Genomic DNA, 24,196 nt, shown 5'->3' with positions numbered 1-24,196 from the left:
GCGAGGTGGTTCAGTGGCGCAGGTGACTCAGCGGCGCAGGTAGTTCAGCTGCGCCTGCACGCTCCATTCGGCGGCGTCCCACAGCTTCTCGTCGACGTCGGTGTAGACGTGTTCGACCACCGCACGGGCGCTGGCGTCTTCACCTAGCGAGGCGAGCGCGCCGCGTACCTGGTCGAGACGCTCTTCGCGGTGCGCCAGATAGGCGTCGCTGACATCGACCAGGTTGTCCAGTTCGGGCCCGTGGCCGGGCAGGACCTGCCGCACTCCGAGTCCGCGTAGCCGGCGCAGCGATTCCAGGTAGTCGCCCAGGTCGCCGTCCTCGGAGTCGATGACGGTGGTGCCGCGGCCCAGGATGGTGTCGGCGGTCAGCACGGCATCGTCGAGCAGGAACGACACCGAGTCCGCGGTGTGGCCGGGGGTGGCCATCACGGTGATCCGCAGGCCCGCGGCGTCGATCACCTCACCGTCGGTGAGCGGACCACCGAGCCCGCGCAGGAATCCGCTGCCCACCGACCGGACCACCGCCCCGGTCAGATCGACGATGCGGTCGATGCCGCCGGTGTGGTCGCCGTGGCGGTGACTGATCAGCACCAGTGGGATCGGTCCGAGCTCGGCGAGCCGCTCGATGTGTTCGTCCTTGTCGTCGGGTCCGGGGTCGACGACGACCATCTCGTCGCTGCCCGGCCCGCGCAGCACCCAGGTGTTGGTGCCGTCGAGCGTCATCAGCCCCGGGTTCTCGCACAGCAGGACCGAGGCGGTCTCGGTCACCGGCCGCAGCAGGCCGTAAGCGGGATGCTCGAGACCACTCACGACCGCTACCTGTCGCCGACCTCGACGATGATCTCCACTTCCACGGGCGCGTCCAGCGGCAGTTCGGAGACTCCGACGGCGGAGCGGGCGTGCGCGCCGGCGTCGCCGAAGACCTCGGCGAACAGTTCGGAGGCGCCGTTGATGACGCCGGGCTGACCGTTGAAGCCCGGCGCGGAGGCGACGAAGCCGACCACCTTGACCACGCGGACGACGGCGTCGAGGCCGACCAGGGAGTCGACGGCGGCCAGTGCGTTGAGCGCGCACTGTCGCGCCAGTTCGTTGGCCTGCTCGGGCGACACCTCGGCCCCGACCTTGCCGGTGACGGGGAGCTTGCCCGACACCAGCGGCAGCTGGCCGGCGGTGTAGACGAGGTTGCCGGTCCGCACGGCGGGGACGTAGGCCGCCAGGGGCGCGACCACCTCGGGCAGCGCGACCCCCAACTCGCCCAGCCGGGCCGACCAGGCGGTCACTTGGGACGCTTCAGGTACGCGACGTGTTGTTCACCGGTGGGGCCCGGCAGCACCGACACCAGCTCCCAGCCGTCCTCGCCCCACTGGTCGAGGATCTGTTTGGTCGCGTGTGTCAGCAACGGGACGGTCGCGTATTCCCATTTGGTCGCTTCGCTCACTTGTCCCACCCGTTCCCTTCAGTCATGGGACCGAGCTTATCGGTCGGCCCGACGGCTATGGCTAGCATGCACTGGTGGCAACCACACCGAACGGGACAGCGACGGTCCCGCAGGCGACGGGCTGGCCCTCTCGCCTGACCAGAGCGCGACTGCACTTCGTTTCCGGCAAAGGCGGCACCGGCAAGACGACGATCGCCGCCGCGCTGGCGCTGGCACTGGCCGCCAACGGGCGCAAGGTGTTGCTGGTCGAAGTCGAAGGGCGCCAAGGCATTGCGCAGCTGTTCGACGTTCCGCCGCTGCCGTACGAAGAGGTCAAGATCGCCACGGCCGAGGGCGGCGGTCAGGTCAACGCGCTGGCCATCGACACCGAGGCCGCGTTCCTCGAGTACCTCGACATGTTCTACAACCTCGGTCTGGCCGGTCGGGCCATGCGCCGCATCGGCGCCGTGGAGTTCGCCACCACCATCGCGCCGGGTCTGCGTGACGTGTTGCTGACCGGCAAGATCAAGGAGATCGTCACCCGGACCGAGAAGGACCGGGAGCGCCCGAAGCACGGCGTCTACGACGCGGTCGTGGTCGACGCGCCGCCCACCGGTCGCATCGCGCGCTTCCTCGACGTCACCGCCGCGGTGTCGGAGCTCGCCAAGGGCGGTCCGGTGCATTCGCAGGCCGACGGGGTGGTCAAGCTGCTGCACTCCGATGCCACGGCGGTGCACCTGGTGACGCTGCTCGAGTCGCTGCCGATCCAGGAGACGGTGGAGGCCATCGAGGAACTGCGCGGAATGAACCTGCCGATCGGCAGCGTGATCGTCAACCGCAACATCCCCGCGTACCTGCCCGCCGACGCGCTGGCCAAGGCCGCCGAGGGTGACATCGACGCCGACGCGGTGCGCGCGGACCTCGAACAGGTCGGAATCTCGTTGTCCGACAGCGATTTCGCCGGGTTGCTCACCGAGACCATTCAGCACGCCACCCGGATCGCCGCGCGCACCGAGAGCGCGGAGCAGTTGGTCGCGATCGACGTGCCGCGGTTGCAGTTGCCCACCCTGTCCGACGGGGTGGATCTGGGAAGTCTGTACGAACTGGCCGAAGAGCTCGCCCGCCAGGGCGTGCGGTGAGCGGAGGACGATCATGAGCACCACCCCACCGGCCCTGGATATGGCCTCGATCCTGCACGACCGGTCCAATCGCGTCGTGGTGTGCTGCGGCGCCGGCGGCGTCGGGAAGACGACGACGGCCGCGGCGATGGCGCTGCGGGCCGCCGAGTACGGGCGCACCGTGGTCGTGTTGACCATCGATCCCGCGAAGCGTCTGGCGCAGGCACTCGGGATCAAGGACCTCGGCAACACCCCGCAGCGGGTGCCGCTGGCGCCGGAGGTGACCGGTGAACTGCACGCGATGATGCTCGACATGCGCCGCACCTTCGACGAGATGGTGGTGCAGTACTCGGGCGTCGAGCGCGCCGACGCGATCTTGGAGAACACGTTCTACCAGACGGTGGCCACGTCGCTGGCGGGCACGCAGGAGTACATGGCCATGGAGAAGCTGGGACAGCTTCTGGCCGAGGACAAGTGGGATCTGATCGTCGTCGACACCCCGCCGTCACGTAACGCGCTGGACTTCCTGGACGCGCCCAAGCGTCTGGGCAGCTTCATGGACAGCCGGTTGTGGCGGTTGCTGCTGGCTCCGGGCCGCGGGTTCGGCCGTCTGGTGACGGGCGCGGTGGGCCTGGCGATGAAAGGGATGTCGACGATCCTGGGCTCGCAGATGCTCTCCGACGCCGCGTCGTTCGTGCAGTCTCTGGACTCGACGTTCGGCGGCTTCCGGGAGAAGGCCGACCGCACCTACGACCTGCTCAAGCGTCGCGGCACGCAGTTCGTCGTGGTTTCGGCGGCCGAGCCGGACGCGCTGCGGGAGGCCTCGTTCTTCGTCGACCGGCTCTCCGACGAGCGGATGCCGCTGGCCGGCCTGATCTTGAACCGCACCCATCCGACCCTGTGCGACCTGACCGCGGAGAAGGCCACCGAGGCGGCCGAGACGCTGGAGAAGCAGCGGCCCGACTCGGTGGCCGCCGCCGCGCTGCGGATCCACGCGGACCGCGCGTCGACGGCTAAGCGGGAGGTTCGGTTGCTGTCGCGGTTCACCGGCGCCAACCCGCACGTGGCGTTGGTCGGCGTGCCGTCGTTGCCGTTCGACGTGTCCGATCTCGAGGCGCTGCGCGCGATCGCCGATCAGATCACCGGAGAAGCAGCGACGGCTGCGGGCTGACCCGCGGCCGACGCTTGGGAAAAGGTCTAACCGGCGCTGCGGTGCTTGCGCTGGGCGGCAAAGAAGTCAGCCCACGAAACAACATCCGGGTGCTGCTTGAGCAGAGCGCGGCGCTGACGCTCGGTCATGCCGCCCCAGACGCCGAACTCGACGCGGTTGTCCAGCGCGTCGGCGCCGCACTCGGCGATCACCGGGCAGTGGCGGCAGATCACGGCGGCCTTGCGCTGGGCGGCGCCGCGCACGAACAGCTCGTCGGGGTCGGTCTGCCGGCAGCGCGCCTGGGACACCCACGCGATTCGTGCTTCGGCTTCTACTCCCTTGAAGGTCGAGTGAGCCGGCGGATTCACGGTGGCCTTACGCACGGCGGGCTTTGTAACTGACACCAGCGATCCCCTTCGAACTGGCCGCGCCCCGACAACGCAGACGATGGAAACAGACGTCGATCGCGGGTGCGATCTGCGCCACACTGCGAGTACTGGGTGTGACCTGTATCGCACTGTGCGCCCAATTTAGGTGGTCAGGCATGGTTTGCGCAATACGTTCGTGACCACATTTTTGGGACGACCGTGCCGTCAGCCCGGTACAGTGCCGATTCCGGACATTTGGCACGCGGTGCCGCAATCTCTTGCTGCTGCTCGGGCGGGTTTGCGCCCTCGTTACTCTTGTACGCATGCCGGAGCAGTCCGATACGCGGCCGACACCGCCACCGCCGAAGATGGTGACGGTCATCAAGTTGGCCTGGTGCTGCCTGCTGGCCAGTGTGGTCGCCGCCGCGTTGATGTTCCCCGTCGTCGGTGGCGTCGGGTTGATCTCCAACCGCGCGTCCGACGTGGTGGCCAACGGCTCGGCCCAACTGGTCGAGGGTGACGTGCCGCAGGTGTCGACGATGGTCGACGCCAAGGGCAACGTGATCGCGTGGCTGTACTCGCAACGACGCTTCGAGATACCCAGCGAGCAAATCGCCAACACGATGAAACTGGCGATCGTCTCGATCGAGGACAAGCGCTTCGCCGAACACAACGGCGTCGACTGGCAGGGCACGCTGACCGGCCTGTCCGGTTACCTGTCCGGTAATCCCGACACGCGCGGCGGCTCCACCATCGAGCAGCAGTACGTCAAGAACTACCAGTTGCTGGTGCTCGCGCAGACCGACGCGGAGAAGCGCGCGGCCATCGAGACCACCCCGGCGCGCAAGCTGCGTGAGATCCGGATGGCGCTGACGTTGGACAAGACGTTCACCAAACCCGAGATCCTGACGCGCTATCTGAACCTGGTGTCCTTCGGCAACGGCTCCTTCGGCGTGCAGGACGCCGCCCAGACCTACTTCGGGATCAACGCCTCGGAGCTGAACTGGCAGCAGGCCGCGCTGCTCGCCGGGATGGTGCAGTCCACCAGCACGCTGAACCCGTACACCAACCCCGACGGCGCGCTGGCGCGCCGCAACATCGTGCTGGACACAATGATCGAGAACCTGCCCGAGTACGCCGGTGAATTGCGCGAGGCCAAGCAACAGCCCCTCGGGGTGCTGCCGCAGCCCAAGGAACTGCCGCGCGGCTGCATCGCCGCCGGGGACCGCGCGTTCTTCTGCGACTACGCGCTGGACTACCTGGCGCGGGCCGGCATCAGCAAGGACCAGGTCGCCAAGGGCGGCTACATGATCAAGACGACGCTGGATCCCGACGTGCAGGCCACGGTCAAGTCGGCGATCGACAGCTTCGCCAGCCCCACTCTGCCGGGTGTGGCCAGCGTGATGAGCGTGGTGCGGCCGGGCAAGGAGAACCATCCGGTGTTGGCGATGGCCAGCAACCGCACCTACGGCCTGAACCTCGATGCCGGGGAGACCATGCAGCCCCAGCCGTTCTCGCTGGTCGGTAACGGCGCCGGTTCGGTGTTCAAGATCTTCACCACCGCCGCGGCGATGGAGATGGGCATGGGCATCAATACCCAGCTCGACGCGCCGGGCCGCTTCGAGGCCAAGGGGCTGGGCAGCGGCGGGGCGCGCGGCTGCCCGCCGGCGACGTGGTGTGTGCAGAACGCCGGCAACTACCGCGGCACCATGAACGTCACCGACGCGCTGGCCACCTCGCCGAACACCGCGTTCGCGAAGCTGATCGCCCAGATCGGCGTGCCGCGCGCGGTGGACATGGCGGTGCGGCTGGGCCTGCGGTCCTACGCATTGCCGGGCACCGCCCGCGACTACGACCCGGAGAGCAACGAGAGCCTGGCCGACTTCGTCAAACGGCAGAACATCGGCTCGTTCACCCTCGGTCCGATCGAGGTGAACGCGTTGGAGCTGTCCAACGTCGCCGCGACGCTGGCCTCCGGGGGCATGTGGTGCCCGCCGAACCCCATCGAGGCGATCTACGACCGCAACGGTGAAGAGGTCGCGGTCACCACCGAGACCTGCGAACAGGTGGTGCCCGAGGGGCTGGCCAACACGCTCGCGGTCGCGATGAGCAAGGACGACACCGGCGCGGGCACCGCGGCGGGCGCGGCCTCGTCGGTCGGCTGGGACCTGCCGATGTCGGGCAAGACCGGCACCACCGAGGCCAACCGGTCCTCGGCGTTCCTGGGGTTCACCAACCAGCTCGCCGCGGCCAACTACATCTACGACGACTCGCCCGCACCGACCGAGCTGTGCTCGTTCCCGCTGCGCCAGTGCGGCTCGGGCAACCTGTTCGGCGGCAACGAACCGGCGCGGACGTGGTTCACCGCGATGAAGCCGATCGCGACGAACTTCGGCGAGGTCACGCTGCCGCCCACCGACCCGCGGTACGTCGACGGCGGTCCCGGATCGCGGGTGCCGTCGGTGGCCGGCCTGAAGGAGGAGACCGCGCGGCAACGCCTGCGTGAGGCCGGTTTCCAGGTGGCCGACGGTGTGTCGACGGTCAACAGCACGTCGTCGCGCGGCACCGTCGTCGGGACGTCACCGACCGGCCAGACGATTCCGGGCTCGATCATCACCATCCTGGTGTCCAACGGCATCGCGCCGGCTCCGCCGCCGCCCCCGCCGCCGGCGGCCGGCATCCCCGGGCTGCCACCGCCGCCGGTCGGCCAGCAGGTGATCGAGATCCCGGGACTGCCGCCGATCACGGTGCCGGTGCTCGGTCCGCCACCGCCGCCACCGCCCGGCTGATCAGCGGGGAGATCGGTGCCTGACGGCCGGTGGCAGTAGGCTGGGCAGATGCCTGCTGTGCCTTCTGGTTCCACCGGATCGATCCTCAAGACCACCGCGGCCGCAACGCTGGGCACGCTGGTCGCCGGAATCGGCTACGCCTCGTTGATCGAGCGCAACGCCTTCGTCGTGCGTCAGGCGACCATGCCGGTGCTGTCCCCCGGTTCGTCGCCGCTGAAGGTGCTGCACATCAGCGACATCCACATGCGTCCCACGCAGCGACGCAAGCAGGACTGGTTGCGCGACCTCGCGCGCTGGGAGCCGGATCTGGTGGTCAACACCGGTGACAACCTCGCCCACCCGAAGGCGGTCCCGGCGGTCGTGCAGGCCCTCGGCGACCTGCTGGCCGTGCCCGGGCTGTTCGTGTTCGGCAGCAACGACTACTTCGCGCCGAGGCTGAAGAACCCGGCCAACTATCTGACCAAGCCCACCCACCGCATCCACGGCGAACCGCTGCCCTGGCAGGATCTGCGGGCCGCGTTCACCGAACGCGGCTGGCTGGACATGACCCACACCAAGCGCGAGCTCGAGGTCAAGGGCCTGCACATCGCTGCCGCCGGGGTGGACGACCCGCACCTGTCCCGGGACCGGTATGCGACCATCGCCGGCCCGGCGAAGGCCGCGGCCAATCTGACGCTGGGTCTGACGCATTCTCCGGAGCCGCGGGTACTGGACCGCTTCGCCGCCGACGGCTACCAACTGGTGATGGCCGGGCACACCCACGGCGGCCAGTTGTGCCTGCCGTTCTACGGCGCCATCGTCACCAACTGCGAGCTGGACCGGTCACGCGCCAAGGGTCCGTCGCGCTGGGGTGCGCACACGCAGCTGCACGTGTCGGCCGGCATCGGAACCTCGCCGTTCGCGCCGCTGCGGTTCTGCTGCCGGCCCGAGGCCACGCTGCTGACGCTGGTCGCCGCACCCACGGGCGGCTCCGACGCCGGTGTGCAGGCCGGCCAGTCGCACCCGACCGTATCGGCGCGGTGACGCCCGCGGGCTGTCGGCAACCGTCCCGCGCATGGGTCGACAATGCAGTGCGGCTCATCGAGACCGATGCCCGCCGCAGCGCCGACACCCACCTGCTGCGCTACCCACTGCCCACGTGGGCGGGTGAGCGTGACTTGGCGCTGTATCTGAAGGACGAGACCACCCACATCACCGGCAGCCTCAAGCACCGGTTGGCGCGGTCGCTGTTCCTCTACGGGTTGTGCAACGGCTGGATCGGTGAGGACACCACCGTCATCGAGGCGTCGTCGGGTTCCACAGCGGTCTCGGAGGCCTACTTCGCGGCGATGCTCGGCCTGCCGTTCATCGCGGTGATGCCGGAGTCCACCAGCGCGGCCAAGGTCGCGCTGATCCAATCCCAGGGCGGGCGTTGCCATTTCGTGCGCGAGTCGGCGCAGGTGTACGCGGAGGCGCAGCGGTTGGCCGAGGAGACCGGTGGGCACTATCTCGACCAGTTCACCCACGCCGAGCGGGCCACCGACTGGCGGGGCAACAACAACATCGCCGAGTCGATCTTCTCCCAGATGGCCGAGGAGACCCATCCGATCCCGGAATGGATCGTCGTCGGGGCGGGCACCGGCGGCACCAGCGCGACCATCGGCCGCTACATCCGGTACCGCCGCCACGCCACCAAGTTGTGCGTGGTGGATCCGGAGAACTCGGCGTTCTTCCCGTCGTATGCCGCCGGGGATCCCGACGTCGTCACGGGCGCGTCGTCACGGATCGAGGGCATCGGCCGGCCGCGGGTGGAGCCGTCGTTCCTGCCGGGCGTGGTCGATGCGATGGTGTCGGTGCCCGACGCGGGGTCCGTGGCTGCGGCGCACCACGTCAGCCGCGTGCTGGGACGACGGGTGGGCCCGTCGACCGGGACGAACATCTGGGGCGCGTTCGCGCTGCTGGCGCAGATGGCCGAGCAGGGTCGCCGGGGTTCGGTGGTGACGTTGCTCGCCGACGGTGGTGACCGCTACAGCGAGACCTACTTCTGCGACGAGTGGCTGACCAGCCACGGCATGGAACTGTCCGGGCCGTCGGAGGTGCTCGCCGAGTTCGAACGCTCCGGGCGCTGGCCCGAATCGGAGTTGCGGATGAGCGGCCCGTCGGAGGTGAGGAACAGCCACAGCGCTGCCAGCACGAAAAAGCCCACGTAGATCGACGCTCCGAGTACGGTCATCTCTCGCCTCGCTTCTCTCGTTTCCGACAGTCAGTCTGGACAACACCACCGACAGTGATTTCCATCCCGTGCGAGCAGTGGGCGTTTGGCTTCAACGGCAGCCGATGCGATACGCTGTCGTGGCTTCACGCGGGGTGTGGCGCAGCTTGGTAGCGTGCTTCGTTCGGGACGAAGAGGTCGTGGGTTCGAATCCCGCCACCCCGACTCGTGTCATCGCAGGTGAGGGGCCCTGATTGGTCGTTCCAGTCGGGGCCTTCTTGCATCTCAGTCCGCAGCTGGTCCGCAGCGGCTTTCAACGACTTGCTTCGGGCGGCATCGAGCGCCGCAGAAACCTGCTCCAGGTCGTCCGGGAACAAGTCGGCGTACGTATCCAAAGTTAGGACCGCCGACGCGTGGCCGAGCATCGTCTGAACGGCCTTGACGTTAGCGCCCGCACTGATCGACAAGGACGCCGCGGTATGACGAAGGTCGTGCGGGGTGACAGCTGGAAAAGTCGGATGCTTCTTCTGGAGTCGTTTGACCGCCGCGTTGAACACCCGTGGTCGCCAGGTGGAGACCCGCAGCACCGACCCCTCCGGCGAGGTGAACACCAGATCCTCGCGCCGCTTGCCGACCATGAGCTCAGCCAGAGGCTCAGCAAGGAACGCCGGGAACGGCACCGAACGACGCTCATGCGACTTCGGCGTAGACCAGACCAGTCGGCCCCCGACCTCTGCGACTGCCTGACAAATGTTGACCCGGCGACGCAGCATGTCGAATGACTCCAGCCGCAGCGCTGCCATCTCACCCCAGCGCAGCCCGGTGTACGCCAGGAACCGGACGATGGTCGCATAGTCGCCGACCTCCCCAGCCAGGAGTTCCACCTGCTCGTGAGTCAGGTAACCCCGCGGTCGGTGGTGTCGTCGTGGCGATTTGACGCCCGTGCAAGGGTTGCGGGATATCCGCTTGTCCTCAACGGCCATCTCAAGGATCTGCCTCAACACGCTGAGTGCGTTCTCGATGGTCGCGGGCTTCGCACCGCCGACAGCGAGCTCCTGAACCCAAGACCTGATGTCCGACGACTGCACGTCAGCCACCGAAACCGATGACCACCTGCTTTCCACGTAACCCGACCACGCAAATGCCCGCGTAGCGACAGTCGTCTCCTTCAAATGACCCTGAGTACCAAGCCATTTGACATGCAACTCACGGACCGTCACACGCCCGGCTCTTGGTGTCACATATGTTCCAGTCGTTTGGGCGGCCGTGATCTCGTTCAACCACGCCTGTGCATCGACCTTTCGCTCGAAAGAGCGGGTGTTCTCCTGTCCGTGCTCATCGACATAACGTGCCAGCCAGCGGCGTCCCTTGCCTGCGCGCGCCGAGCGGCTTCCGTCGGATCGCCGCCAGCGGTCTTCAACACCGGCTCGGCGGTTACGTCTCTGCATAGCTGCTCCTCTGCCAACGCCAGTTTGGCACCGACCACCGACAGTCGGTGAGAAGAACCGACCGGCACCAATTTCAGCGTGAATTGCACGCTACTGGTGGACAGATCGATAAAGCCACCAGCAGGGTGAGATCCGTACGGAGAAAGTTTGATCTAGGAGGAATCACATGGAACTGCTTGGAGCTAAACAGGTGTCGGAGCTGACCGGAGTTCCGGTCGGAACACTGCGGTACTGGCGGCACTCGGACATAGGACCGGCAAGCTTCACCCTGGGACGCCGAGTCGTCTATCGGCGCAACGAGGTACTGCGATGGATCTCGCAGCGGGAAAATGCAACCCGTCGAGGAGGCGGCGACGCAGCATGACGACCATCCAAGCGAAAAGCCCCGGGGACTAGCCGAGGCTTTTCGTTCAAACCACCCGAACCTCAAACACGGAAGTTCCTCATGAGAATAGCTCGTCTTGCCTGCCTGCAGAAGCACCACGGGCAGGAAAGCCTATGAGCGCCAATGGAAAAGCTGACAAGCGGTCAGTCGCCGCCCGTCTGGTCGGCATGGCGCAGGAACGCTACCTTCTCGGGGTGTCCGAAGACGGCGAACCGTTCGGCGCCGAACGTACGCGCCCGCATATCGCGATGCTCCTTCGCGGTGGCCGAACCGGACTGCGCGCCGACCTCGCCGCCAGATACTTCGCCGAGACCGGCGCAGTCGCCGGCGGCCAAGCACTCACCGACGCTACGTTGATCCTTGAAGGCCTGGCAGCTGCCCAGGCCCCGGAGAAGCTGCACCTGCGCGTTGCTGAGCACCACGAGGCGTGCTATATCGATACCGGACGACCCGACGGCAAGGTCATTCGCATCGGCTCGGGCCGTTGGACGATCCTCGACTCGGCTCCGGTGCGGTTTTCTCGAACGAGGCTGACCGCAGCCATGCCCCTACCTCCGGCCGATGGTGATTTAAAGAAGCTATGGGATTTCGTCAATGTCGCCGTCGAAGATCGGCCCGTGTTGCTCGCGGTGCTCGTCGCTGCACTGATCCAATGCGACGTGCCGCATCCTGTCTTGGCCCTCTTCGCCGAGCAAGGCAGCGCCAAGAGCACGACGACACGGATGCTGGTCGACCTCATCGACCCGTCGCCGGTCCCGCTGCGCCAGGCGCCGCGCGACGCCGACTCCTGGGTGACCGCCGCCTCCGGCTCATGGGTGGTCGCCCTGGACAACCTGTCCGCCATCCCGCCGTGGTTGTCGGACTCGCTGTGCCGTGCCGCCACTGGCGACGGCAACGTCAAACGTGCGCTTTACACGGACGCCGATCTGGCGGTTGTGAAGTTCCGCCGCTGCGTCATCATCAATGGCATCGACGTCGGTGCGGTACGTCCCGACCTCGCCGAGCGACTTGCGACGGTCGACCTGCGACGCATCGATCGCCACATGCGACAACCGGAGGCCACGATGCGACAGATGTGGGTGGAGTCTCTACCAGGCATTTTAGGAGGGCTCATCGACCTAGCCTGCGCCGTCCATCAGCGCCTGGCGACCATCGTGGTCGACGATGCGCCACGAATGGCGGACTTTGGCCGCACCTTGGCGGCCGTGGACGAGGTCTTGTCGACCCATGGCTTACGTCGCTACCTCTCGCGCGCCAATCAGCTCTCCGAGGACAGCCTGTCCGCCGACCCGTTCATCGAACAACTGCGCCGGCACACCCGAGAACCACTTGTCGGAAAATCTGGCGGTGATCTCCTCACGATGGTCACCCCGGTCAGCGACCACTGGCGACGGCCCAAAGAATGGCCGAGGAACGGCCGCGATGTCACGGCAATTCTGAGGCGGCACGCGCCGGCATTGCGGAGCCTGGGATGGGTCATCGATGACGACGGTGCACGTAACCATCGGAATGTGTTGCTATGGACCATCTATCCGCCATACAAAGATGTAGTGGCTGAACAAGCCTCGCAATCCTCGCGTCCCTCACTGGTGCGGTCGAGCCCCACCACGCTGCCTAACCCTGAGGTCCCGGCTGCTCCGGTCGCCGATGAGCGTCGCGAAGACCTACCCGCATAGCAATGCCTCCGTGGTTCTCCGGAATCGCGCATTGTCTTGTCGGTGCCGGAGGGCATCATCAGGACACACACGGTAAGGCCAGTTGACATGAATCTCGATGAAGATCTGGAGCGGTTGGCCGACGCCGCGGTCACTGATTGGCCGGAGACCGCATTCTCGGGCCGTCTCGACGCCGCGATCCGAGACCTCTACCGGACGCATCTGTCCTTCCCTCCGTCCTGGACTCCCGACGACCGCGACGAGTTCATCGCGGAGCACGCCGACATGGACGCTCAGCAGATGATTAGCCGGTTCGACGACCTGATCGACGTCGTGATTGACGGATTCAGTCGGCAGAACGGCTGCCTACCCCATTCCGAGGGCGCTTCAGTGATGATCGCTGAAGCGCGAAAGGATGCCGTCTACGAGTTGCAGGCCAGTATCGAGTATCTGTCAGATGACCTCGCGCAGAGGGCACTCCACACCACTGGCCGGACCGCCGCGAGTATGACCGGGTGTAGTCCCGCCGGACGACGTTCCCGACAGACGTCGAGACACACGAGCCGCTGATTCGCCTGAGCTTCTCACCAACTACGGTGCGGATGAACGGCATTGGACAGATCCCGCGCGGCCGTCAGCGTTGCCCGATCCAGCTTCTTAAGCCGAGCCTGCTCTGCCACACGTGCGAGCAACTCACACAGCACCCCGGCGTCACCCAGAGCAGTTCCGACGGCATCCACCTGTACGGCAGACTCGCTCCGTCCGCCTGTTGGCGCGGATTGCTCCTGCGATGCAATGACTTTCGACACCTCGACGATTCGTATCGGTGCGCCGTAGCGCTCCGCGGCTGTGCGCGCCGCCGACGCATCTCGACGACACGTGTCCGAGCAATACAGTCGACGACGGCCGCGCCGAGGAGCGGTGTCCTCATCAAGCATCACCGCATCGCAGCGAACACAGCGAGTCGGGTCGTAACCACCATCAACACCCTCACCGGCGGACCCCCGTCGCACATCCTCAGGCAATGGATCGACGCTGACCGAGGCGACGTCCGGACTCGCTGCATCAACAGGTCGCGAACTCGCTGCCGCCGAAGCTAGTGAACCCCGTCCACCCTCATCTCCAGTGCGCGCCCGGCGCAGGACGATCTGGATCTCGCGGACATCCACGCCTACGAGTTCAGCGATCTGCGCCAAGGTTTGGCCGCGAGCCCGCATCTGGTCGACGACGGTCTGCAGTCCACGGAAGTGACCCGACCGCCTCTTCACCGCATCAGCGCGGATGTTCGCGTCGGCCTGGTCTAATCGCTTGCGTTCCCAAATATCAACGACGTCAACTCTATGGAGAATTGCCCGGATCTCCTCGGCACCCGCCGCGTTCGCTCGATCACGGCGAGCCCGCTCCTCTATCTTCTTTCGCTGCGCTTCCCATGCCCGGCGCCGCGCAAGAAGCTTCTCATTCCCGCCCATGTCTGCAACCTACGAACCGGCAGCCGGATTAGTCCACCACCAGAGCCACATTCGTACAGACAGTCCGAGACCCACGGCAGGGCGACCTACGAGGCCCGATTAACGCCGTCGCACCGTGATGTCAGCGGGAGACTTCGACGACCTCGCCCCGAAACGCCCAGTGCTCATCTATCGCTTCAACCTGGAGTAGCTCGCCGGCGACGCAGAACTCGTCGGCAGGTGCCCAAACGACGCCGTCGTTAGACAAGCGGACGAGTCGCGGCACCGAGCCGAGCACAGCGCGGCGTTGATCGAGCAGGTGATGTTCAATCTCTGCGGAATCGGCCGCGAGACTTGTTGCGAGCCGCGCCGCGGCCTCCTGCAGGATCGTTGTGTCAGTGTGCGCCTGGAACGCAGCGACCACACCGTCAACGATCCCCTTCACCAGGTTGCCCAACACTCGCCGATGCCTATGTGGAGGTCGCACCTCGACCATGACCGCGAAAGCCGTCCCTCGATCACAGACTGGCCCAGCCACCTTGACCTGTCCGCGGACCACTGCTAGCCACACCTGTGCTGCCAGCTTCTCCCCTGCGAACGCGCCCAAGTCCGTCCAACCGAACGCCGCCAGCTGTCGGCCCTGCTGCCAGATGTCGAAGCCATCAGACCGCGACCGAAGCGCGTAGCGGTAGCTAAACGCGTACGCGGCACCACTCGGAGCTAGTTTCGCGGCACCGGCGAGTTCGAAGCGCATTCCGTTGGCGCCAGCCACTGCGAAGGAGTCGATGCCGTAGAGCACGACGTTTTCGACGTCTGCCCTGTCGTCCTTCTCGCCAAAGAATGTGGCGTGTAGCACCTGTCCCCCTGCAGGCTCCAGTTGCCTGCAACGGGACTTGATAGCCGAACGCAAGCGCTCCTGCCAGTCAGGCCGATGTTGGCGCTCGAATCGGATGTAGTCATCGGCCCACGCCTGGACGACCTCACCGTCCGGTCCGTGGATCTCAAAGCGGTCTGCGTGTTCAGAGCTCGAAGCTGCGGTCTCTGTCTCCCTGTCGAGAACACGCGGAGGTACGTCTTGGCCAGGACGGCACGTCCTGCACCCCGAGATTGGCTCTCCTACGTGTTCGGCCGCCCACTGTTCGATCCCGATCATGTGCTCCGCACAGACTTTCACGTATTGGTCGGTCCATGATCCCTTGCCGCCCTGCTGCCGAACGCTGATCGCCGAGCAGTCGGCACCGTGAACGCGCGCGTCGGTCGGACTGTGATTACGCCTGATGTTGATCACGAAGCCAGCGGGGTGCTCGGTGAGCCACTCCATGTAGCCGGTGTCGTCGTCGCGGAACTCGCAGGTGCTCATCGCCTTATCCTCCGCCACGTTGCCGCAGGGTCAATGCACCTCGACACTGCCGCATCACATCAAGCCTCCGTTCAATGCCGATTCCACACACCTCTTGCACTCCGGGCCGGAAACGGTCAGTTATCGCCGGACGAATTTTCAGCGGACCCCAACTTGGCATCGAAGCAGTAACCGTGGGCGAGCAGACCGGTGCGTCCATCCGCTCGCCAGACGGCGCTCAGCGCCGTATCGCTGCCAGCCGTCGCGACGCCAAGAATGTCTAATATCCGCAACTCTCCCCCGGCATCGTCGGCTGTGAGATTTCGATTAGGGCGGGACGTCACGCGAGGACCGCGAGGACCGATCACCCGCTTCGTCTGGTATTCAGGCCGACGCACTGCGAATGGCTGAAATCGAGAGTTTGAAGTCGGAGGTCATTCAACGAGTTACAGAAGGCCTCGAGTCCCGTGAACGGCCACCCAAGTCACGAGTCGCACTTCGTGCTCTTCGATGTCGGGCAGAGGCTCGCGCGGCGGGGGTGCGGTGATGCCTGCCTCGTCGAGCACTTCGGCTACGAGCTTGATGCGCTCTTCGTCAGTGCGGCCTTGATTGAGGGCTCTCCGCACCTGACGGGATACCTTTGCCGACGGCACGCTGCGAAGGCGGTTAGCGAGCGCAATCTGCGCATCCTTCCCGAGGTATCCGCCCTTGCCAAGCACGAGCGAGTAGGCGTCTCTAAACGACAGCGGCAAGTCGGGTTGGAAAGCATTGGGGTCGGTGAGTTCCTTCCACGCCATGTAGGCGCTATCACGTGCGACCTCCCACGCGTCAAAGGCCTTGTCGTAGACCTCGTCGGGCAGCCACCGCTCGGCAATGGCGCCCTCCGGATCGGCTACGCGAAGAGAGATCAGCGTGTCCGACGATACGATTGGGAGCCTGTCTTCCGTGTATCTGATGGACCAATCCTCCGTCGTGGGAACGTAACGGAACCAGGGCTTGCCACTCTTACCGATCTTGATGCAGAACACGTAGCCGTTGCCTTGCACGGCCGGGTTTACGAAGCCGCTGCCCGATCCAAAAGGGAGGCCGCGGATATCGGACTTCAGGACAGGCTCCATATCGAAGGCGCCGTAGAGGCGACGACGGTACTCCTCGCCAGAGAGTGAGGCACTCGAGCCGCCGGCGTCAAGCAGCTTCTCGAACTCGTCGACGACCTGATCATCGGCGAGGTTGACCTCGTGGCCTGGACCTCGTCCCGGCAGCACTTCGCCGGCACCGACGGCTGCGTCTGCCAGAGCGAGCTTCGCCTCCAAGCGAGCCTCCAACTCGAGCAAGGCGTCAAGCCGCTCGGCGGGGAAGAACAGCCCAAGGTGGACGTAGTCGTGCTTTGATCCGATGCGATCGACGCGGCCGTGGCGCTGAACGATCCGCATCGGGTTCCACGGGAGGTCATAGTTGATCATCTGACCGGCCTGCTGGAGGTTCATACCCTCAGCGAGGACATCAGTGGTGAAGAGGATGTCGAATTCATCCTTCGCCGTTGGCTCACCGGCAGCGTTACGAGGACCGGCCGTCTGTGGAGCGAACCCGGCAATTGTCGACGCACGACCGCCCTGGTCTACGCCTCCGGTGGCCCCACGCTCATGCACTTTCGCGTATGACCCCATGATCGGCGGAGCAACACGGTTTCTAAAATCGGCCAGAGGCGATCCCTCGGGAGAAGCGTTGATGGCCTCCTCCACGGCCGCGTGAATAGGAATGACCGTGTCTGTGAAGGCTGAAAACACGATGACCTTCCGACGATCGCTGTGCGATAAACCGCGCGGGTCGACTCGCCGCGCCTCCCTTGCAATCTCGGTTAACTCGTCAATGAGCTTCTGAGCCTTGGGTTCAACCCCTTTGATCACCGTCGCCGCAAGGTCGCGCAGCTCACACAGCAGCGTGATGTCGGACTCGACGTCAGCTGCCAGTTCCGCCAGGTGATAGCCGCCGACCGCCTCAATCTGGTCGTCCTCGTCGAATTCGGCCACGAACTCGTCAAGGTCATCTGAGTCGGACGAAACCCAGTCGCTCAGGGCCTCGCCCTTGAGCACGAAACCCTTGCCCAAAGCGTCGAGGAACGCCTCGTGGGAGACGATCATCTTTTCCAGCGACGCGTGAAGCGCGTGAGGGCTGGATTCCAGCCGCTTGAGCAGGCCCGAACGAAGTAGCCCAGCATTGGTAATCTGGTACTCCTGCAAGTCGTGGTCAACGGTGTACATGCTGGATAGATAGCGGGCGAGCATGAGCCGCTTGGGATCCCGGCTGCGGTCCTCCCAGGCGCGAGGCGCATGGGGGTCGGTCGGATCATCGAGCGCGTAGACCATCGCGTCGATAAGCGTGAGGCCTTCAGCGTCGAGGTCGTAGTCGATGCGCCGCACCTTCGGCTGCGGAAATTTGATCGTGGTCGGTTTGCCGTCGGGCCCGATGATCAGCTCGTTCGCGTAGTGCTCCTTCACGAACTTTCGGGTACGCCGCACGGCGACCTGGTCCATGAGGTCGAACAGGTGCTCTGGCGTGAGGTTTGTTGGGTCGACCGCCTGCGCCCGCTTGATGTATTCCCGGATGCTCGGAATGCCCAGCGAGGCAAAGCGGGCGTCATCGCGTATGAAGTATTTGATGAGAGTCTCGAGGTCGATCAACGAGTTGTTGACCGGCGTTGCCGTCAACAACACGACCTTCTTGGGCCTGCCCGCGGTGATGACGCGATCTACAGCACCGGACCTCTGTGCGCCGAAGTTCCGCAAGTTATGGGCCTCGTCGATCACGACAAGCGAGTAGTCCTCAACCTCTTGCAAGAACGCGTCGATGGGGCCCTTGTCAGGGTCGAGGCGGTTCCGCACTTCTTCGTACGAATAGACCTTCACCCACCTGCTGAAGTCGTGCGTCACCAGAAACGGATCCCACATTGAGGTTTTCAGTGCGGCCGGAGCGACAACTAGCACCCGCTGCCGGTTGATGTTTGCCGTTCGATAGATCACTTCGCCGGCAAGAAATGTCTTGCCGAGACCAACCTCGTCGGCGACTAGCACACCTCCGTGCTCGTCGAGTAGTCGTTCCATCCGAGCCACGCCGTCTGCCTGAAACCGCGTGAGGTTGAGTCCCGTACGAACATTCGGGTTCTCGTCGGCCTCAAGGTGATCGCCATAGAGTTCCCAGAGCATCCGAAGGTAGATGACCCATGGCGTGTGGGGCTCCCACAAGCGGCCATAGAGCTCAGCCAGGTCGTAGTGGTCGCTGAAATTCCAGAAGTGCTCGAACCATTCACAGACCTTCGCAGCCGAGCTGGTACCACCGCCGGTGCCGAGATTCAGCTCCGCGTTGTGCGCCAGACCGGCGTACGTCATGTTCGATGAACCAGCGATTGCCGCCTGCGCGGCGCCGTCCTGGACAAGATACGCCTTACCGTGCAGGAAACCGCCTGCATAACGTCGTACCTCGACCTTCGCCTTGCCAGCCGGGTCGACGCTGCGCAGCCACTCGACCAACCGCCTCGCCTGGGCGGTGGGTATTCGCGCAAACCCCATCATGTCCCGCTCGGCTTCCAGCCATGCTTCGTGATGCTGTACTGCGGCGTCGCGCCGCGCGTCTTGATCGGCGTCGCCAGAAACGATCGCTCGAACGGAATCTTCCTCGGGTTCCGCGCCTAGAAGAACGCGCACACGAGGCGCCCGCTCCAGTTCGTCGGCGAGCAGCGCGAAGCCTGCCGGGTTGATGTACGCCGTCGCGATCGCGATCGGCGGTGCAGTTACTTTGTTCTGGCGCAACAGATAAAAGAGCTCGTTGACCTTATCCGCAACTGTGGACGCGGCGTCACTCGGCGAATGGTTCGTCGCGAAATCAGGAAGCTGGGTCATGAGGCATGCTCCACGGTCGACTCGTCGACCCATCGCGCAAGGACGCTCAGAGCGGCGAGATACTCCAGCGCAACCTGCTCTTGAATGTCGGTGGGATCTTCGTGGTTGAACGGGTTTCGAATCCCCGCAAAGATCCCTTCCGCAAGGGCCATCCCGCCGCGCTGCATCGACCGATACGTATCGCTTCCGTCGTCCGCCATCCGCCGAAGCCGTGGACGTCCCTCCGCTGGAGGGTCGGGGCTGAAGGACTCCCTGAAGAGGTTCGTTTCGCTGACGTCCCGCCGCCTGACCTTGTTCTGTGTCTCGGCATTGACCTTCTTCGCAGCGTCCTCAACCGCAGAGCGGAAGTGGCGTGAAACCCACAGGGACTTCGCACCGCTCCAAACCCAAGGATGAAGTCGCGCGGCCGAGAGCTGCGGCGCGTCCTCGCCCAGTTTCTCACGCAACTCCTGTTCGCGCTTAAGCGCGGCCATTCCGCGGCCTGCCCAGTCGCGCAAGTGTTTCCAGCGAGCCTTATGCCGAACATCTTTCGGCCGGTCGTCGGCGGAACGCCATTCAGGAAGGACGCGATCGAGAATTTGTTCGGCCACATGTGCCAACTCCGCAACAACGCTGTCCGGTTGGCGTTGGTGAGTTCCGAACACCACCACGCCACTGCTCGGATCATTGTCATAACCGACTTCGTCGGTTGCATGAACGAACTCGTAGAGCGCCCCAATAGCCCACTCAGTATCTATCCCGGTCATGCCTTGTGCTTCCAAACCTGGTAATGCTTAACGACAGCCTGGAGGCGAGATTCGTAGTTCCAGCCCCGGTGGAACGTCGCGAAAACGTGCTCGACCTGATCCTCCGTCAACCCGTAAAGCAGGCTTACCAATGCATCGAGTTCGGCGATCAGGTCGTCTTTCTCGGCTGCCGTTTTCACCGACCCAACGGCGACGCCAACCGCGGAGGCCCACTCCGTGTAGCGGTCATCTACTGCTGCCAACATCCCAGCGATCTGCGCGACCCTGCTGCATAGGGCGGACTCGGCGATGTAGCGCGGAACCGGCAACTGGAATAGGACCTCGTATGTGAGGTGCAGCTCGACCCAGCGCCTTGCACCCCAGTCGAACGGAATGCTGCACATGACGCCGAGCAAGAACGCTTCCGCACGAGGCGTGCCGCTCCTGCGAATCAGAGCCGGCGCGTTGTGAACCGTCGCAGTCCCCGGCGGCAATAAGCAGGCGATCGCAGTCCGAGTGTCTGTGGCTCGCGTGATGTCTCGGAAAGCGATCCTCGGCTGATCGAGCGGAAGCTCGCCGGATTCGAAGTCCATGCCGAAAAGAGCGGACCGACTGTTCCTCGAAGAGGTCGCTACCTTGGCGCCGAGGTATGTGCGCAGCACTTCTTGCGGGCTGTATGCATAAGGCGTCCCGTAGTCCGGCGACCACAAGTTGAAAGAGGCTCCAGCGTCGATCGGAATGCGGCCGTTAGCCTCTTCAATGTCGAACTCCATAACCTTTTTGTCGCCAGTGGCATCGAGCTCGCGGATGGGGCGGAATTCCCAGCCGTCTCGCGCTTCGTCGAAGCGTGGACTCTTCTTCATCTGACCGAAGACCTCGGCTGACTTGGGATCGGGAATCAGCGGGAATGCCGCTGAATTCGACCACGAAACAAACTCCTCTCCCTTGACGTGAGTCAATTGCGCGGCACCCGAACGCAAGTCCTTCTCGTTCGAGAACGGTCCGACCCATCGGGCGGCATGATCGTCGCCTCGCTCGGTGACGGTGAGGCCTATCGTGTAGCGGGGCTCCATGTCGAAGGCCCACCTCCCTGCGTTTTCGATGAAACACACATCAGCGAAGGCCCCCTGCGCCAGGACTTCTCGCCGCCACTCAGCGAGTCCCGACCCCGAGAGCGCACCGCGCGGCAACACGACCGCCGCGCGTCCGCCCCGGCGCAGAAGTTGCCAGTTTCGCCACGCGAAGGCTTGATAGAGATCGGTGTCGCCTGAGCCGAGCTTGAACGGTCCACTCTTTATCGCCTGATTGAGAGCGAGCACCTGCTCCTGCTCAATCTCGAACTCTTTATCCAAGTCCGGTCGTGACGTGCGGAACGTCTGCAGCGCAGCAATCTTCGCCTTTTGGGGCATACTGCGAAGGCCTGGAAGACGAAGCCCCCACCACTGGTGCGTTTCGACTTTTACCTTTTCCCACGGTGGGTTTCCGAGGAGCACGTCGAAACCGTCCGCACTTCGCAGAAACACCTCAGGGAATAGATACGGCATGTGCGCGGGCTGAAGGTCTTCCGCTGCCCTAGCAACCCCAGGTTGTTCGAGGACGCGCTGAAGCGATTCCTCATCGAGGATCACCCCAGGGTCGATCCAACCCATTCGTGCAGCAACCGCTGCATCGAAGATGCGCCGGGCGGTATCGGCCGCCTCACGGGCCTCCGCGAGGAGTCGGGCGCCTTCCTCGACCTCGGCTTTGTTGGCCTCACTCGCGTTGGCGACGTCGACAAGAAGCGTTTTCGACGAAGCGAGCTGATCGGTCAATATTTCGTCGAAGAGAGTGACTTCGCCGGGTGCGCGGCCAGGCTGAAGGGCGTCGAGCGCCTCATCGATAGTGCCGATCCCGGTAAGGCTGTTGGCGTTGACGAGTCCATGGTCGAGGTTGCTCATCGGGAGACCGGGCACGAACGTGTGAATCCACAGCGCCAAACGGGCAAGCTCGACGGCCATCGGGTTGATGTCGAGTCCGTAGATGCAGCGGCGCGCGACCTGGCGGCGCAGGAGGCCCACCTCGTCGACCTCGCTCTTGGCGACGTCGTCTGAGCCGAGCGCATCCCTGGCCACGCCCGCCAGCCTCAACAGTTCTTCGGTGACGCCGGGAACGGCGTGTTCGGTGAGGAACGTGCGCATAAGCGCTTCGATCTTGTCGACCGCTGCAACCAGGAAGTGGCCCGAACCCATCGCGAGGTCCGCGACCCGAAAGTCGAAGAACTCACGTGCCGCTGCTGCCGCGTCACCCTTAGATAGGTGACCCGCGATCTTTTCCAAGTGCTCGGTCAACACCGGGACGATGGAGCGCTCGATGAGATGGTCGACGACAATTTTCGGCGTGAAGTAGGAGCCTGTGGCCTTGCGCTCACCGGAAGCCGTATGGAAATAGACCGCGCCCGATGGTGCACGGATCTCGTCGCCCTTCACGGCCGGGACCCACGCCCCGCTGTCGTCGACCGTGAGATCCTCTTCAGCCAGGGAAAGCGAGCTCTCGAGAAGCCCTTCATAGATCGTGCCGAACTCACGGACACTCAGCGAGCGGAAGTCGACCGGCCCGAGGGTGCCGTCACTGCTCACGTCGATGAGCAGGCTTCGCAACGCGGGGCCGAGTACGTTGTCGGGAAGCTCAATCTTCTTGATCAATGCGCCCTCGGGCGATCGGTCCGGGTCGGTAGAGAAGAGACCGCCGTTGTACGAAGGGATCTGCCACTGCGGGTTGCCGTGGTCGATGGCGTTCCATACCTGAACAAGGTCCAGCCAGATCGTTGAGCCCCCTCCGAACTCCTCGGTGTCGGACTCCAGAAGACGCCGCGCGTTGGTCTTGAGGCTGTTGGCGTCGAAGCCTTCGTTGCGGCCCGACGGCAGCAGCCCCCGGTCCTCGGCATACGCCTGGAACAGCAAGCGGAAGAGGATCCGCAGCGTGACACGGTAGGCCGTGGAAAGTCCGTCAGCGTCTAGCTTCACGCCCGCGTTCTTCGCGAGGCGCTGCGCGACCTCGACGGCGACGGGTGGAACGATCTCGTCATAGATGCGCTCCCGCAGACGTGCCCCGAGTTCGGTGGCGTAGCGACCGCTGTCCCGCAACAGCTCGTCCGCGGTGCCGTCCGTCGTCAGTGCACTTGCCGAGAAGATAAGCGGCAGCAGTGCGGCGTACTCGGAGTCGATGATCGACAGGTCGACCTCGAAGTAGGTCTCGGCCTGCCCCTTCGAACCGACGCCCACGCCGTCGCGTCCCGGGTACAGCCGAATTTGATCCTTGCGGAGGACCACCAGCCATGGAACCTCCTGGCGTGAAGCCACAGCAAGACCGAACGCAACGGGAGAAAGCTGGAACCGCTGGGTCTTCGCGTCGAACTGCTCGGTGTCATCGAGGAGGATGGCAACCGCGCGTGGTGGGTGCCCGTCGATCGAGAGCAATAGCGTCCCGTTCGGGCCGGCCTGAGTCTTGAAGCCGAGCGCTTCGATGAGCTTCGTTCTGCGCAGGCTGAGCAGGGGGAGGGCGTGATTGCCAAGGCCCTCCCAATCTGCCCGCTGTGGGACGTTCTTTGTCAGGTGGTGCGTCGCGAACAGCCCGCTGTTCGTGAATCCCGGAACTCCGGTCGAGTCGCCGGCCTTGCGGAAGCCAGCGAATCGTTCAGTGGCCGCCAGCACGTCAGGCTCGGCGAGGACTGATTGAAGCTGGCGCTCCGCCTGCTCGATCGGAAGCTCGATAGGTTGTGCCTGCGGGTCGGGACCGAATAGATGGACCGTGCCGTCGTGGACGACGGCTACTACGAGTTGAACCTGGGTCTTGCCCTTTCGAGCGCCAAATAGGTCGCGAAGGACTTGTCGGGAAGGAGCGGTCGCAGCTGTAGCGACTGCCACTTGGAATCCGCCGAGGCCGAAGGGGTCGGGACCGAGGTAGACCTTTTCGGTCGTGACTCCGCCGGGCGCCGACGGGTCGTTCCAGGTCACGACCTTGTCGACAGTCAATCGCACGTGCGCTTCCCTCCCCATTAATCCGGGACCTTGCTCAACGCCCCTGTTCGAAACCCTAGCGACGCCGCCGACAAAGTTTGCGCAACCCGCAGGGTTCGGGCCTGCTTAAAGCCGCTCAGGCGGCGGCTGTAGAGGTTGCCGCAGAGCGCGATCCCGCTGACGTGGGGTCAATTGATGCGGAGTCAATCCTTATGCCGAGCAGGTTTCTAGGCTGCGTTCAGGGCCTACCGGGAAACCGAGCCACCATTGTC

17 protein-coding genes, 1 tRNA gene and 1 pseudogene are annotated in these 24,196 nt (G+C 64.8%); 9 read left to right on the top strand and 10 right to left on the bottom strand.

From position 1 onward, the window contains the following. Positions 1–27: 27 nt before the first annotated feature. Genes ACAG25_RS17120 through ACAG25_RS17110 form a run of 3 tightly spaced genes read right to left on the bottom strand, consistent with a single transcriptional unit; the run spans position 28 to position 1,438 of the window. Positions 28–810, bottom strand: a complete 783-nt coding sequence (locus ACAG25_RS17120; protein WP_370489657.1) for an MBL fold metallo-hydrolase — start codon at positions 808–810, stop codon at positions 28–30. A gap of 5 nt (positions 811–815) precedes the next feature. Further along, on the bottom strand, positions 816–1,280 hold the full coding sequence (locus tag ACAG25_RS17115) for a RidA family protein (protein WP_370489656.1): 465 nt from the start codon (positions 1,278–1,280) through the stop codon (positions 816–818). Continuing rightward, positions 1,277–1,438, bottom strand: a complete 162-nt coding sequence (locus ACAG25_RS17110; RefSeq protein WP_157897640.1) for a DUF4177 domain-containing protein — start codon at positions 1,436–1,438, stop codon at positions 1,277–1,279. The genes ACAG25_RS17115 and ACAG25_RS17110 overlap by 4 nt, the downstream gene beginning before the upstream one ends. Positions 1,439–1,509: 71 nt before the next feature. Between ACAG25_RS17110 and ACAG25_RS17105 the strand changes: the two genes are divergently transcribed. Both ACAG25_RS17105 and ACAG25_RS17100 read left to right on the top strand, forming a co-directional pair. After that, positions 1,510–2,556 (top strand): ArsA family ATPase, encoded by a 1,047-nt coding sequence (locus tag ACAG25_RS17105; protein WP_370489692.1) that lies wholly within the window; start codon positions 1,510–1,512, stop codon positions 2,554–2,556. A 13-nt stretch (positions 2,557–2,569) separates the two neighbouring features. Beyond that, positions 2,570–3,706, top strand: coding sequence for an ArsA family ATPase (locus ACAG25_RS17100; protein WP_370489655.1), 1,137 nt, complete (start codon positions 2,570–2,572; stop codon positions 3,704–3,706). A gap of 26 nt (positions 3,707–3,732) precedes the next feature. Here ACAG25_RS17100 and ACAG25_RS17095 read toward each other — a convergent pair whose 3' ends face one another. Further along, positions 3,733–4,089, bottom strand: a complete 357-nt coding sequence (locus tag ACAG25_RS17095) for a WhiB family transcriptional regulator (protein ID WP_370489654.1) — start codon at positions 4,087–4,089, stop codon at positions 3,733–3,735. A 287-nt stretch (positions 4,090–4,376) separates the two neighbouring features. On the opposite strand from ACAG25_RS17095, the gene ponA2 reads away from it, so the two are divergent. The 4 genes from ponA2 (at position 4,377) to ACAG25_RS17075 (ending at position 9,258) form a co-directional block, all read left to right on the top strand. Further along, positions 4,377–6,842, top strand: coding sequence for a transglycosylase/D,D-transpeptidase PonA2 (gene ponA2, locus ACAG25_RS17090; protein WP_370489653.1), 2,466 nt, complete (start codon positions 4,377–4,379; stop codon positions 6,840–6,842). A gap of 48 nt (positions 6,843–6,890) precedes the next feature. Then, entirely contained in the window at positions 6,891–7,865 is a 975-nt protein-coding gene (locus ACAG25_RS17085; RefSeq protein WP_370489652.1) for a metallophosphoesterase, read from the top strand. Next, complete coding sequence (locus tag ACAG25_RS17080; RefSeq protein WP_370489651.1) at positions 7,862–9,031, top strand: PLP-dependent cysteine synthase family protein; 1,170 nt, start codon at positions 7,862–7,864, stop codon at positions 9,029–9,031. Before ACAG25_RS17085 ends, ACAG25_RS17080 begins: the two co-directional genes overlap by 4 nt. A gap of 153 nt (positions 9,032–9,184) precedes the next feature. Beyond that, positions 9,185–9,258, top strand: a tRNA-Pro gene (locus ACAG25_RS17075). Between the two features lie 206 nt (positions 9,259–9,464). Here ACAG25_RS17075 and ACAG25_RS17070 read toward each other — a convergent pair. Next, positions 9,465–10,016: pseudogene (locus tag ACAG25_RS17070) on the bottom strand (tyrosine-type recombinase/integrase); the annotation flags it as partial. Positions 10,017–10,647: 631 nt separating this feature from the next. On the opposite strand from ACAG25_RS17070, the gene ACAG25_RS17065 reads away from it, so the two are divergent. The 3 genes from ACAG25_RS17065 (at position 10,648) to ACAG25_RS17055 (ending at position 13,091) form a co-directional block, all read left to right on the top strand. After that, positions 10,648–10,845 carry a helix-turn-helix transcriptional regulator gene (locus ACAG25_RS17065; protein ID WP_370489650.1) on the top strand — a complete coding sequence of 66 codons (198 nt, stop codon included), beginning with the start codon at positions 10,648–10,650 and terminating at the stop codon, positions 10,843–10,845. A 134-nt stretch (positions 10,846–10,979) separates the two neighbouring features. Continuing rightward, positions 10,980–12,542, top strand: coding sequence for an ATP-binding protein (locus tag ACAG25_RS17060; protein ID WP_370489649.1), 1,563 nt, complete (start codon positions 10,980–10,982; stop codon positions 12,540–12,542). Positions 12,543–12,584: 42 nt separating this feature from the next. Continuing rightward, positions 12,585–13,091: a transposase gene (locus ACAG25_RS17055; protein ID WP_370489648.1), complete on the top strand. Its 507-nt coding sequence runs from the start codon at positions 12,585–12,587 to the stop codon at positions 13,089–13,091. 14 nt (positions 13,092–13,105) lie between these two features. Here ACAG25_RS17055 and ACAG25_RS17050 read toward each other — a convergent pair whose 3' ends face one another. The 5 genes from ACAG25_RS17050 to ACAG25_RS17030 form a co-directional block, all read right to left on the bottom strand. Further along, entirely contained in the window at positions 13,106–13,990 is an 885-nt protein-coding gene (locus tag ACAG25_RS17050; RefSeq protein WP_370489647.1) for a hypothetical protein, read from the bottom strand. 121 nt (positions 13,991–14,111) lie between these two features. Further along, positions 14,112–15,347: a hypothetical protein gene (locus ACAG25_RS17045; protein ID WP_370489646.1), complete on the bottom strand. Its 1,236-nt coding sequence runs from the start codon at positions 15,345–15,347 to the stop codon at positions 14,112–14,114. Between the two features lie 407 nt (positions 15,348–15,754). After that, positions 15,755–19,204, bottom strand: a complete 3,450-nt coding sequence (locus ACAG25_RS17040) for a helicase-related protein (RefSeq protein WP_370489645.1) — start codon at positions 19,202–19,204, stop codon at positions 15,755–15,757. After that, positions 19,201–19,950 (bottom strand): TIGR02391 family protein, encoded by a 750-nt coding sequence (locus tag ACAG25_RS17035; protein WP_370489644.1) that lies wholly within the window; start codon positions 19,948–19,950, stop codon positions 19,201–19,203. Before ACAG25_RS17035 ends, ACAG25_RS17040 begins: the two co-directional genes overlap by 4 nt. Further along, positions 19,947–23,945, bottom strand: a complete 3,999-nt coding sequence (locus ACAG25_RS17030; RefSeq protein ID WP_370489643.1) for a hypothetical protein — start codon at positions 23,943–23,945, stop codon at positions 19,947–19,949. The genes ACAG25_RS17035 and ACAG25_RS17030 overlap by 4 nt, the downstream gene beginning before the upstream one ends. Positions 23,946–24,196 lie beyond the last annotated feature (251 nt).

It is taken from the genome of Mycobacterium sp. pV006, assembly GCF_041287115.1.
Lineage (GTDB): Bacteria > Actinomycetota > Actinomycetes > Mycobacteriales > Mycobacteriaceae > Mycobacterium.
Note: the sequence above shows the minus strand (reverse complement) of the source record. Positions and strands in the feature narration are given on the sequence as shown.